General features: G+C 61.7%; 11 protein-coding genes and 1 other annotated feature. Of the genes, 9 read left to right on the plus strand and 2 right to left on the minus strand.

Going from position 1 to position 11,799, the window contains the following annotated elements; translation table 11 throughout:
* Positions 1-107: 107 nt before the first annotated feature.
* The 9 genes from ACFB49_RS15520 to ACFB49_RS15560 all read left to right on the plus strand — a co-directional run bounded on the left by ACFB49_RS15520 (position 108) and on the right by ACFB49_RS15560 (position 9,312).
* On the plus strand, positions 108-326 hold the full coding sequence (locus ACFB49_RS15520; protein ID WP_380872147.1) for a hypothetical protein: 219 nt from the start codon (positions 108-110) through the stop codon (positions 324-326).
* Between the two features lie 63 nt (positions 327-389).
* Positions 390-1,349, plus strand: coding sequence for a universal stress protein (locus ACFB49_RS15525; protein WP_380872148.1), 960 nt, complete (start codon positions 390-392; stop codon positions 1,347-1,349).
* 165 nt (positions 1,350-1,514) lie between these two features.
* Positions 1,515-4,430, plus strand: a complete 2,916-nt coding sequence (locus ACFB49_RS15530; protein WP_380872149.1) for a monovalent cation/H+ antiporter subunit A — start codon at positions 1,515-1,517, stop codon at positions 4,428-4,430.
* Complete coding sequence (locus ACFB49_RS15535) at positions 4,430-4,768, plus strand: Na+/H+ antiporter subunit C (protein WP_380872150.1); 339 nt, start codon at positions 4,430-4,432, stop codon at positions 4,766-4,768. Before ACFB49_RS15530 ends, ACFB49_RS15535 begins: the two co-directional genes overlap by 1 nt.
* A gap of 1 nt (position 4,769) precedes the next feature.
* Positions 4,770-6,359, plus strand: a complete 1,590-nt coding sequence (locus tag ACFB49_RS15540; protein ID WP_380872151.1) for a monovalent cation/H+ antiporter subunit D — start codon at positions 4,770-4,772, stop codon at positions 6,357-6,359.
* Positions 6,356-6,844 (plus strand): Na+/H+ antiporter subunit E, encoded by a 489-nt coding sequence (locus ACFB49_RS15545; protein ID WP_380872152.1) that lies wholly within the window; start codon positions 6,356-6,358, stop codon positions 6,842-6,844. The genes ACFB49_RS15540 and ACFB49_RS15545 overlap by 4 nt, the downstream gene beginning before the upstream one ends.
* Entirely contained in the window at positions 6,841-7,122 is a 282-nt protein-coding gene (locus tag ACFB49_RS15550) for a K+/H+ antiporter subunit F (protein WP_380872153.1), read from the plus strand. Before ACFB49_RS15545 ends, ACFB49_RS15550 begins: the two co-directional genes overlap by 4 nt.
* Positions 7,119-7,487: a monovalent cation/H(+) antiporter subunit G gene (mnhG, locus tag ACFB49_RS15555; protein WP_380872154.1), complete on the plus strand. Its 369-nt coding sequence runs from the start codon at positions 7,119-7,121 to the stop codon at positions 7,485-7,487. The genes ACFB49_RS15550 and mnhG overlap by 4 nt, the downstream gene beginning before the upstream one ends.
* A 596-nt stretch (positions 7,488-8,083) precedes the next feature.
* Positions 8,084-9,312 (plus strand): IS3 family transposase gene (locus tag ACFB49_RS15560; RefSeq protein WP_380872155.1). Its coding sequence is split into 2 segments (ribosomal slippage): positions 8,084-8,372 and positions 8,372-9,312, totalling 1,230 coding nucleotides; the frame shifts between segments, so codons are not numbered across the junction.
* Positions 8,365-8,481 (plus strand) — a sequence feature (AL1L pseudoknot). Its footprint overlaps the gene before it by 117 nt.
* A 566-nt stretch (positions 9,313-9,878) precedes the next feature.
* On the opposite strand, the gene ACFB49_RS15565 is transcribed toward ACFB49_RS15560, so the two are convergent.
* A complete protein-coding gene (locus ACFB49_RS15565) occupies positions 9,879-10,895 on the minus strand; it encodes an IS110 family transposase (protein WP_380872157.1) in 1,017 nt (338 codons plus the stop codon).
* A 281-nt stretch (positions 10,896-11,176) separates the two neighbouring features.
* Positions 11,177-11,797, minus strand: a complete 621-nt coding sequence (locus ACFB49_RS15570) for a DUF6118 family protein (protein ID WP_380872158.1) — start codon at positions 11,795-11,797, stop codon at positions 11,177-11,179.
* Positions 11,798-11,799 lie beyond the last annotated feature (2 nt).

Raw genomic sequence — 11,799 nt, forward strand, 5'->3', positions numbered from 1 at the left:
GCCCACCCGCTTGATAGGACAATCGGCATGCCATCCTCTTACGCCCGGCTGAAGCCGGAAGCGCAATCTTCATCTCGCGTCGCAACTCTGCTCTCCCGCTACCCGGCGTGTCGGCGCGCGAACTTGCAGAGTTGATCGAACTCTTTCCCAACATGACCTTGCTCGACAAAAGGATGGTCAGTGGAGATGGCGAGCTTGCGCGCAAGCTCGCCGATTTCGATCGCGATCACGGCGACAAATTCCGCGCGCCGTTGGCCGAATTGATCGCAGTCCTCACGCTCCCGCTGCTTTTGGCCCTGTTCACCCTCTGGTGGGCGCTCAATTGACGCCATTTCGCAGATCCGAACGATGAATCATGAAACGGAGGTTCAGGGCACAGGGCCGTCTCGATGGTTAAGGAAGCACATACCGTCGGCGCTCTGGCTCAATCGTCGCGGCGGATGGTTCAGACAATTGGGGTTGAGGGTAAAGTGACGGCCACAGGGAGAATCGCAATGGACCCGCACATCATCGTAGCAACCGACTTTTCCCCCCGATCTGATCGGGCCTTGCGACGTGCGATCATATTGGCAAAGCAAACCGAGGCAGCCCTGTCACTTGTTCACATCGTTGATAATGATCAGCCCCAATATCTTGTCGATGCGCAGATGGCGGCGGCCCGTCCGCTGTTGGAGGAAACGGCGCGCGCCATAGACCAAATCGACGGCATTTCAGCGCAGGCAACGCTGGCCTCAGGCGATGTATTTTCCGGCATCCTGGGGGCCGCCGAGGAACTCGGAGCGAGCCTCATAGTGCTTGGTCCGCATCGCCGACAGCTCCGGGACGCGTTCATCGGCACGACGGCGGAGCGGACCATTGCCCACAGTCGGGTTCCAGTCCTGATGGCGGCCGGCGTGCCATCCGGCCCCCACGGGCGGGCCCTCGTGGCGCTGGATATGGACGAGGCGTCGAAAGCGGCGGGAAAGCTCGTGCGCGAGTTGGCCATCCTCCAGAAAGTCGAGATATTGGCCATGCATGCATTCGATGCACCCGCTCAGGGCATGATGAAGCGTGCGCTGAGCGAGCCCGAAGCGGTCGACCACTATGTTGCAAGTGAAGAGCGCCGGGCGGATCAGCAGCTCCAGGACATGCTCAACGACATTGGAATGCACGCCGCCCGCCGGGTATTACAGCCAATTAGTGGTAAGGTCGCCCCCACGATCCTCGCAACCGCCAGCCGGGAGAATGCGGCGCTTGTCGTTGTCGGCACCAACCAGAGGACAGGATTGAGGCGCTTTCTTCTCGGGAGTGTTGCAGAAGAGGTGCTCGCCGATTCAGAGGCTGACGTGCTTGTGATCCCGCAAGGATGACGCTGTTGCGCGATCTCCCGCATCTTTCAACTTCGTCGGGGCGGATGAAAGCCTCTCTCCGGACTGCCACCGCGCGAGCATGGATGCCCTGCAACCCGATCAGGTTTCGCAAGAATTGGCCCGGAGTTTCCAAGACGCATTTCGGATCGCGGGGGATTTGAGGAGATGGCGGACGAACCGCTCCTGATTACGATTCTTGCACTTCCCTTCGCTGGCGCCCTTGTCGCTGGTTTCCTCCCATCGCGAGCGCGCACTACGGCCGCCGTGCTTACCGGAACCGTCGCGCTCCTTGCGCTCGCCCTGATCGTCCTGCTTTACCCGTCGCTGTCGCAGGCCGCTGTCCTGCGAAGGGCCGGGCCGTGGCTGCCTTCGCTCGGGCTGGACTTCATCTTGCGTCTCGATGGCCTCTCCTGGCTCTTCTCGGTACTCATCCTCGGGATAGGCGCCTTGGTGGCCCTCTACGCTCGATATTATATGTCGTCGGAAGATCCAGTCCCCCGTTTCTTTTGCTTTTTACTCGCGTTCATGGGGTCGATGCTCGGCCTTGTGCTGTCGGGGAACCTCATCCAGCTCGTCTTCTTCTGGGAGCTGACAAGCCTCTTTTCCTTTCTCCTGATCGGCTACTGGCATCATAATCGGGCGGCCCGCAGCTCCGCCCGCATGGCGCTGATCGTGACCGCCGCCGGTGGGCTCAGTCTGATGGTGGGCGTTCTTTTGATCGGCAAGATTGTCGGCAGCTATGATCTGGACGTCGTCCTGGCATCGGCCGATCGCGTGCAAGCGAGCCATCTCTATCTTCCCGCGCTCATCCTGATCCTGATCGGCGCGTTCACCAAGAGCGCGCAACTGCCGTTTCACTTCTGGCTGCCGCATGCCATGGCCGCGCCGACGCCCGTTTCGGCCTACCTTCACTCGGCGACACTGGTGAAGGCGGGCATCTTCGTCCTGATCCGCCTCTGGCCCGTACTGGCCGGGACGGAAGCCTGGTATTTGCTTGTGTCCTCCACCGGCCTGGTGACCTTGCTGGTCGGCGCCTGGGCAGCGATGTTCCAGCAGGATCTCAAAGGGCTATTGGCTTATTCCACGATCAGTCATCTCGGACTGATGACCTTCTTGCTGGGGCTCGGGACGCCGCTCGCGGCGACCGCGGCGATCTTCCACGCGGTGAACCATGCCACCTTCAAGGCGTCGCTCTTCATGGCCGCGGGCATCATCGATCACGAGACCGGCACGCGGGATCTCCGAAGATTGAGCGGCCTTTACCGTTTCATGCCGGTCACCGCCACGCTGGCCATGGTCGCCGCTGGCGCAATGGCCGGGGTCCCCCTGCTCAACGGCTTTCTGTCGAAGGAAATGTTCCTGTCGGCATCCCTGGAAGAGCATAGCGGATCGCTCATCGACCAGGCCCTCCCGTTTCTGGCGACTCTCGCCAGTATATTTGCCGTCGTCTACTCACTGCGATTCATCCACCAGACGTTCTTCGGGCCTGCCCCCACGGACCTGCCTGCCGAGCCGGCCGAGGCGCCACGCTGGATGCGCGTACCGATAGAAATTCTAGTCATTGCCTGTCTGCTCGTGGGCATCATGCCGGCTGTAACGATCGGACCGTTTCTCGATACCGCGGTTCGGTCCGTGCTCCAGGCCGAAACGCCTGCATACAGCCTCGCAATCTGGCATGGGTTCAACGCACCGCTGTTCATGAGCATGACCGCGATGCTGGCGGGCTCGCTCATTTATTTTGTGTGCCGCGAGGCCCTGAACCGGTCTGATGGTCCCCCCCTTCTTCGCGCCATCCGCGCCCGAAGCCTTTTCGAAGGCGCGCTGGCCATCCTTATGTCAACCTCGCGAAGCCTCGAACGGCACCTGGGAACCCACCGACTTCAGCCCCAATTGCGCCTTTTGGCCGGTGCCGCGATTTTTGCGGGAACCGTCCCCTTTCTGCGACTCGGTTATTCGCCAGGGCCGATCGAAAACACTTTAGTCGACCCTGTTTTTGCGCTGATTTGGATCGTCGGCGGCGCCTGCGCCATCGGCGCCGCCTGGCAGGCCAAATATCACCGTCTGGCAGCCCTGATACTGGCCGGTGGGGCGGGGCTGGTCAGTTGCATCAGCTTCCTCTGGCTATCTGCGCCCGATCTCGCCCTGACACAGCTTCTTGTGGAGACAGTCACGACCGTGCTTCTCCTGCTCGGGTTGCGGTGGCTGCCGCAGCGCCGCCCGGAAGTGCGGCCCGAGGGTCCCACGCCTTTCTCCGTCTCCCGGCGCCGCGCAGTCGATCTCTCGATCGCAATCGCGGCCGGGCTTGGCATGATGCTCCTGTCCTACGCCGTTATGACTCGCCCCGTCGTCCAGAGCGTGTCCAGCTTCTTTGTCGGGCGCGCTTATTCGGAGGCCGGCGGATCGAATGTCGTGAATGTCATCCTGGTCGACTTTCGCGGTTTCGACACGCTCGGCGAAATCACCGTGCTGGCAATCGTCGCCCTCACCGTCTTTTCCCTCTTGCGCCGTTTCCGGCCAGCCCCGGAAAGCATACCGGCGCCGCAACAGCAACAGGTTCAGGACGCCAGTGACAGGGCCAGCCGGGACCGAAATATCGGCGACACGCTAGGCGACGCGCTGTTGATACCAAGAGTTTTAATGGAGTGGCTTTTTCCAGTTCTCCTGCTCTTTTCCGTCTATTTATGGGTTCGCGGTCACGACATGCCCGGCGGCGGATTTGCGGCCGGCATCACCTTCTCGATCGCGCTTATCGTGCAGTATATGGCCGCGGGAACCCGACAGGTCGAAGCGCGCTTGCGGATCGAGCCGATCCGCTGGATCGGAATTGGTTTGCTCCTCGCTTTGGCCACCGGGTCGGCGGCGTGGCTCTTCGGGCACTCCTTTCTGACGTCCTACTTCGAATATCTGGATGTGCCGGTCCTGGGTCAGATTCCCCTAGCGAGCGCCCTGCTTTTTGATCTCGCGGTGTTCGTGCTCGTTGTCGGGGCAACCGCCTTGATCCTGATCGCAATCGCGCATCAGTCCATCCGCAAGCCGCTCGTTCGCATCGATACGGCCACTGTCGGCCGGGAGGACCGGTGATGGAGCTGGTTCTCGCCCTTGGCATCGGCGTATTCACCGCCTCAGGCGTCTGGTTGATCCTTCGGCCACGCACGTTTCAGGTCATCCTCGGCCTGTCGCTCCTGTCCTATGCCGTGAACCTGTTCATCTACGCCATGGGCCGCCTGCGCGTTGACGCGCCGGCCCTGATCGAAGGCAGCGCGAGGGCCGACCCATCCCGATTTACGGACCCGCTTCCGCAGGCGCTGGTCCTGACCGCAATCGTCATTTCCTTTGCAATGACGGCGCTCCTTCTTGTCGTCCTTCTTGCGTCGCGCGGCCTCAGCGGCACCGACCATGTCGATGGCGAGGATCGATAGGATGGCCACCTGGTCGGATCATCTCATCGTCTTGCCGATCCTGCTGCCGATGGCGGCAGGCGCCGGAATGCTCCTGCTCGACGAGCGGCAATACGCGCTGAAGCGCGGCATCGGCATTTTGACGACGCTTGCGTTGCTCGCAATATCGGCGGCGCTGCTCCAGGACACCGTGGGCGGCACGGCTACGCAGATCTATCTTCTGGGAGATTGGCCAGCCCCTTTCGGCATCACGCTAGTCGCCGATCGGCTATCCGCGACGCTGCTGGTCCTCGCGAACATGCTCGGATTTACGTCGCTATGTTACGCCACCGCTAGGTGGGATCGGGCGGGGCCGCGGTTTCATGCGCTTTTCATGATGCAGCTCGTCGGCCTGAATGGCGCCTTCCTTACAGGCGATCTGTTCAACCTTTTCGTATTCTTTGAAGTCGTCCTCGCGGCGTCCTACGGCCTCCTCCTCCATGGGGCGACCCGCGATCGTGTGTCCGCAGGCCTCCACTACATTTCGATCAACATTGCGGCATCGCTGTTGTTTCTGATCGGGGCCAGCCTCATCTACGGTGTGACGGGAACACTGAACCTCGCCGATCTCGCCGAGCATTTCCGTGCCGTGTCGGCCGCGGATCTGGCGCTCCTCCAGGGCGGCATTCTGATCCTGGGGATCGTCTTCATCATCAAAGCGGGGATGTGGCCTTTAGGGTTCTGGCTGCCCACGACCTATTCAGCCGCAGCCCCTCCCGTGGCAGCCCTGTTCGCGATCCTCAGCAAGGTCGGGGTCTATGCGATCGTGCGGCTAGTCTCCATAATTCCCCCGGATGCTCCCGGATCTGCTTTTCTTGTTGACGGGATTCTCACCCTGGGAGGCATTTCGACGGTCGCCTTTGGCACGATCGGCATCCTGGCGGCCCGGACGTTATCGCGCGTCGCGGGCTATTCGCTCATCATTTCATCCGGCACGCTGTTGGCGACGATCGGCGCGGGCGAGGCTGTGCTGGGTCCGGCCCTCTTCTATCTCGTCAGCTCAAGCCTGGCCGTGAGCGCCTTCTATCTGCTTGCCGAACTGCTCGCGCGCGGCGAACCCGCGGCAACCTCGACGGCTGCAGATGCTGTTTTCGACGATGAATATGCCGGCATGGTGAATGAGAATGGCGACGAGGAGGTCGGCGTCGTAATCCCCGTCACACTCGCCGTACTGGGGGGAGCATTCCTCTTCTGCGCCCTGCTTCTCGCAGGGCTGCCTCCGCTAACGGGCTTTGTCGCCAAATTTGCGATTATCGACGGTTTGCTCAGGTCCGGAACCGGCCCGGCGAGCTGGACGCTGATAGGCATGATTGTTTTTTCGGGCCTCGCCACGATCATCGCCGCGAGCCGTGCCGGTATCGAGCTCGTTTGGGCCGCAGACCATCCGCCGCAGGGCTTGCGCGTGGCTGAGGTTCTCGCGATCGGAGTGCTCCTAATGGCCTGCCTCGGGCTGATGCTGTTCGCAGGTCCCGCGTTGCAGGCCATGACGGAAACCGCCCGCCTGCTGAATGCGACCGTCGTCGAACCGGTTCGCGCATTCGGCTCGCCCACCGCAGGCGCGATTCCGCAATGAGACGACTGGTTCCCTATCCTGTGCTGGCCACCGGATTGCTGATCATGTGGTTGCTGCTTAATCAATCGATTGCAGCCAGTCAGCTGGTCCTGGGAGCAGTCGTTGCAATCGCGGCCTGCCATGCCATGGCGGCGCTTCGACCGCAGCCCGTCAGGATCCGGACCCTTCGGCCTGCCCCAAGGCTCGCGGCGGCCGTCCTGGTGGACATCGTCCGCTCAAATATGGCCGTGGCAAAAATCCTCCTCTCCCCTGCCCGGCCCGACCGGGTATCGGGTTTCGTGCGGCTGCCACTCGCCATGACGAACCAGTATGGGCTGGCGATTCTCGCTTGCATTATAACGGCAACCCCCGGGACTCTGTGGGTCCAGTTCGATCGTCGCACCGGCGAACTCCTCGTCCACATTCTGGACGTTGTGGACGAACAGGCCTGGATCCGCCTGATCAAACATCGCTACGAGCAAGCCCTCATGGAGATCTTCGAATGACGACGCTTCTCCTGGCATGGGCGGTGACCGCCTCTCAGGTCATGCTGGGCCTCGCCATGGCCTGCGTAGCGACCCGCTTTCTGTCAGGTCCTCGCGCGCAGGATCGCGTTCTCGGTCTCGACAGCGTTTACGTGAACGCGATGCTTTTGATGCTGACTTTCGGAATACAGACCGGCCGAACCCATTATTTCGAAGCCGCCCTGGCGATCGCTCTCCTCGGTTTTGCCGGCACGGTCGCGCTGTCCAAATTCCTCATGCGCGGTGAGGTCATCGAATGATACAAGCTCCGGATCTCCCCCCCTGGGCGGCACTGATCGTCGCTCTGCTGGTTCTGCTCGGCGCTGGCATCACCCTCATCGGTTCCTTGGGGCTGCTCAGACTCAAATCCTTTTACGAGCGCGCGCATGCGCCGACATTAGGTTCAACCATGGGCACCGGCTGCATCGTCGCGGGATCTATGCTGTGTTTCTCAGTCCTCCAGTCCCGGCCGCTCGTCCATGAATTGCTGATCATTGCTTTCATGGCGGTGACAACGCCCATCACGTTGATGCTTCTGGCGCGGGCATCACTTTATCGTGACCGTACGGAAGGGAGCGAACTCGTTCCGGCTCAGGATGCGAAGCGGGTTACGCAGCCAGAGTGATCGCCTTGGCAAGCGCCGGGGCGTCGCCCGCGCCCAATGCCTTTCAGATGCGGCGCTATTGCCGCGCGGTTGCTTCATCTGACTGTCCCTGCCCCATGTCCACGGAACGGGTTTCAACAGCCAGCTCATACGCGACAAGGCCGGCCTATTTGCGCTTCTCGACTCGTCCCGAATCGAGTCATTGTTCTCATTATGAGCCGACGAAAGCTTTTAGGCGGTCGAGTTCGAGCTTTGAACGACCGCAATGGCGAAGGATTGCTGCCGTTGATTGAGCTTGAGAACGATGGCGGTTTTCGCGAGGGCCTGAAGCCGTCGAGCGGCAGCCCTGTCGGGGTTAGCGAACGTTGACAGGTGCGCCCGCCTTCACTCAGATCATCGACGATGGACCGCAAGAATAATTCCAGAAAGCGCTTAGGACTGATTGGCGCATTGTTTGTGGCAAGTGGACTTGTCGTGGCAGGGACCAAATCGATCCTTTGGCCGCCCACCCCGATCCCGGTCGCTCTCGTAGACGGCACTTACGCCAACTCGTGCTGCTCGGACTGAACCGCACCGGGTTGGCCGGAGGCTCCAACTCCTGAGAAGGTGGAGCCTGTATGAGCAAGACGACGAACAAATTTGCGCCCGAGGTGCGCGAGCGCGCGGTACGGATGGTGCTGGACCACGAAGCTGATCATCCGTCACGCTGGGCTGCTATCGTTTCGATCTCAGAGAAGATCGGCTGCGTTCCGCAGACGTTGTTTGAGTGGGTGAAGAAGGCTGAGGTCGATAGCGGCAAGCGTGCTGGTGTCCCGACCGAAGTTGCCGACAAGGTGAAGGCACTGGAACGCGAGGTCCGCGAGTTGCGGCAGGCCAACGAGATTCTCCGCAAGGCGTCGGCATATTTTGCGCAGGCGGAGCTCGACCGCCCGTTCCGGCGATGATCGCCTTCATTGACGATCACCGCGATGCCTATGGGGTCGAGCCGATCTGCCGCGTTCTGCCGATCGCCCCATCGACGTATTTCGAGCGTGTCGCGCAGCGACGGAATCCAATGCGCCTATCGGCGCGAGCGCAGCGAGATCAGGTTCTCAAGCCCGAGATCGCGCGCGTGTTCGCCGAGAACTTCGCGGTCTACGGCGTGCGCAAGGTCTGGCGGCAGATGATCCGAGAAGGCTTTCTGGTCGCCCGCTGCACGGTCGCACGGCTGATGCGTGAGATGGGCTTGGCAGGCGTGATCCGGGGCAAGCCGGTGCGCACGACCATCAGCGACAAAGCGGCGCCGTGCCCGCTCGATCACGTCAACCGCCAGTTCTACGCGCCAGCGCCGAATATGCTGTGGGTGTCGGATTTCACGTACGTCGCGACCTGGGCGGGGTTCGTCTACGTCGCCTTCGTCATCGATACCTACGCCAGGCGGATCGTTGGCTGGCGAGCCAGCAGGACGGCACATGCCAGCTTCGTCCTCGACGCCTTGGAACAGGCGCTTCACGATAGACGGCCGGCCCATCGGGGCGGCCTCATCCATCATAGCGACCGCGGGTCGCAATACGTATCCATCAAGTACACCGAGCGCCTTGCCGAAGCCGGGATCGAGCCGTCGGTCGGTAGCGTCGGCGATAGCTACGACAACGCTTTGGCCGAGACAATCAACGGCCTCTACAAGGCCGAGGTGATCCACAGGCGTGGGCCGTGGCGCAGCTTCGAAGCCGTCGAATACGCCACGCTCGAATGGGTCGACTGGTTCAACCATCGTCGACTGCTTGAGACTATCGGCAACATCCCGCCTGCCGAAGCCGAAGAGCAATATTATGCTGCCGCGAACGACATCGATATGGCAGCGTGACTCACAACCCAACGCCTCCGGCAGACCCGGCGCGGTTCAGACATCGTTCTTCAGAACGGTCTTACAAGCATTGATGGAAAACGGGTCTCGTTTACGCTCGGTCGAGACAACGTGGGCCTCTTTGCGATCCCCGCCGATAGCATTTCACTAGCGCGGGATCAGGTGATTTTAGGTGGCCGGCAACCTTACAAGCTGCGGTTTGACAATCCCAATTATCCAACTTCGTTCGACGTCGCCAACTTCGCCGAGGGTGACGTGATGGGATGGACGGCCCCTGCACCAGCGTAGCTGTGCGATGATGGCCGTAGAGCCATGTGTGGACGGCCCCTGCGGCGCAAGAGGTATTTGGGGGTGAGCGACAGCACTGGTCGGGTGCATCCATGTGTTCGGCCTGTTCATGCAGCGCCGCATGGCTGCTGGCCCTGATGTAATCCGCGGATCGCTTCCCTAATCACGTCATCGTGCTCTGTGGCACTCTGCTCCCCTGGGTTATCGCGATCCCCGGTCTGACCGGTCTGTCATCACTTCAAAGACCCCTACGCCATCTCGTTCTCAGCCGATGGCGATCATGCAACTGCAGGCTGATAAGTCTGGTGCCGAGCCATCACGGCCCAAGCGACGCGTGCCGTCTTGTTGGCAAAAGCGACGGTAGCGATCTTCACCGGCTTACGCTCCAGGAGCTGCGCTGCCCATGGGTGCCTGCCGGCATCTTTGCGAACCATCCGCATGACCGCCGTGGCGCCGACGACGAGTAAGCGTCGGAGATAGCCATCTCCCTGTTTACTGATCCCGCCCAAGCGCTCCTTGCCGCCCGAGCTGTGCGGTCGAGGGGTCAGGCCCAGCCATGCCGCGAACTGGCGGCCGGATCGGAACATCGATGCATCCGGCACTGCAGCGGCAATCGCCGAGGCGGTGATCGGCCCGATGCCGGGTATGGTTGCGAGGCGCCGGCTTGCGCCGTCGTTGCGATGCCAGGCGACGATCTGCGTCTCCAACTGCTCGATCTCGCCAGCAAGAGCTCGGAGCTGCGCCGCGATAGTATGCAACGCAGATCGCGCATGTGCCGGCACGAGATCCTTTGCTTCTTGAACAAGCTTCACCAGCGTGGTTACACCGCCAAGGCCCTTGCTCGAGATGATGCCATACTCGCCCAGGTGCGCCCGCAGGGCGTTGATGAGACCGGTGCGCTGCCGGACCAGAAGGTCGCGGGTCTTGTGCAGCATCAACACGGCCTGCTGTTCTGGCGTCTTCACGGCAACGAAGCGCATGGTCGGTCGAGTCACGGCTTCGCAAATCGCCTCGGCATCGGCGGCGTCTGTCTTCCCCCGCTTCACATAAGGCTTTACGTATGCCGGCGGCATCAACCGCACCTCGTGACCCAGCTTCATCAACTCCCGACCCCAGTAGTGCGCCGACGCGCACGCCTCCATGCCGACAAGGCAGGGCGGCAATCCGCCAAAGAACTTCAAGACTTCCGCACGCCGCAACTGCCGGCGCTCGATAATCTTGCCTCCTGCGTCGATCGCGTGAACCTGAAATACGTTCTTCGCCAGATCCAATCCGACGGTCACTATCTCCTGCATGGGACGGCTCCTCTAGACGTGGCTCTACGGCCATCATCGCACAGCTACGCTGGTGCAGGGGCCGTCCATCCCATCAGGTCAAGGGCCGCAGTTATATTTTCAGGCGCAAATAACGCATCCTGGGAAGCGTTGCACCGCCGCGCTCCTACCGCTTTGTCGGCGGGTCCGGACTGGCAGGATTTTTGTTGTCGTCCCATTCCGGCGTTTTAAAGAAAGCGCCACCGGCGGCGGCTCGGCCTCGGCGAAGGGTTCATTCAGGACACGTGAAAGGCCCGAACAGCCTACTGCGCCCCTTCCGGCCTGGCATCTGCATCCTTTTGCGCCGCATCACCTATGCGATTCCAGCTCGCGGGCTTTTCACTGGCCATCATCCGCTGACCACCTTCCCAGCGATCAGTGTTCATGATTCCGGCGGCCATCCGTTCAGGCAGATGCCAGCTTACAGGAAGCATCCGGGCAATTGTCCCCGGCAGGAAGGACCACAGCAGTACGCCAAGCGCGAACGCGTAGCCCGCGGATCGGCGAACGGTTCTCGCTTGTTCGCGCTCATTCCGCGCGCCCTGAAGCGCGGTCTTCAACTGCTTCACCTGCTCATCCAACCGGGCGCCTGCCTCACGGATCGTCTGGCTGTCTTCGCGACGAGCGCCCTGCCCCGCCTTTTCCAGCTCCTGCACGAGTTGGACGGGCGACAGCCGCATTGCTGGCAGACTGGCGATATGCCCCGACCATTCGCTGATGTCCTTGAGCCGCGTGCTCATCTCGACGAGTGTTCGCGAATAATCCGGCACAGCCTGATGCTCTGCCGCAAGCTGCTCGGTGGCGCGCCGCAGCAGCGCCACCTCGCCGCGAAGATCCTCGAACGCCCGCGCCGCGTCCGCCTCTGGTGAAGCATTTCGATCCATCC

The sequence above is a fragment of the Sphingomonas sp. DBB INV C78 genome (assembly GCF_042693015.1).
Taxonomy (GTDB): Bacteria; Pseudomonadota; Alphaproteobacteria; order Sphingomonadales; family Sphingomonadaceae; genus Sphingomonas_E.